Annotated in this window: 1 pseudogene; it reads left to right on the top strand. The window is 35.0% G+C overall.

From position 1 onward, the window contains the following. Positions 1 to 28: 28 nt before the first annotated feature. A pseudogene (locus CWB80_RS22255) lies at positions 29 to 277 on the top strand (ATP-binding protein); the annotation flags it as partial. Between the last annotated feature and the right edge of the window lie 34 nt (positions 278 to 311).

The raw sequence follows: 311 nt of genomic DNA, 5'->3' as shown, positions 1-311 counted from the left end.
AATATAGGAATTCTTATTTGGCTTCCAAATTTGTTTGAAGCAAGTATTAGACAATTTTTTGACTTATGATGCGAAGTTTTCTGAAAAAGTCAGAATAACTCTGTGTTTAGATGTTATTGAAGAGTCTTTAGAGCAGCAAGTAATTTGTTTTACAGTTAAAGATTCAGGTATAGGTATAAATAAGGCTGATCAAGGGCTGTTATTTGATGCTTTTACTCAAGGAGATGAGTCTTAAACACGGTCTCATCAGGGGGTCGGTTTAGGTTTAGCGATTGTTTAGTATGAAGTCGCTTTGATGGGCGGAGAGATAA

It is taken from the genome of Pseudoalteromonas sp. S1650 (assembly GCF_005887195.1).
In the GTDB taxonomy this organism is placed as follows: Bacteria; Pseudomonadota; Gammaproteobacteria; order Enterobacterales; family Alteromonadaceae; genus Pseudoalteromonas; species Pseudoalteromonas simplex.
This window is presented reverse-complemented; position numbering and strand designations above follow the sequence as displayed.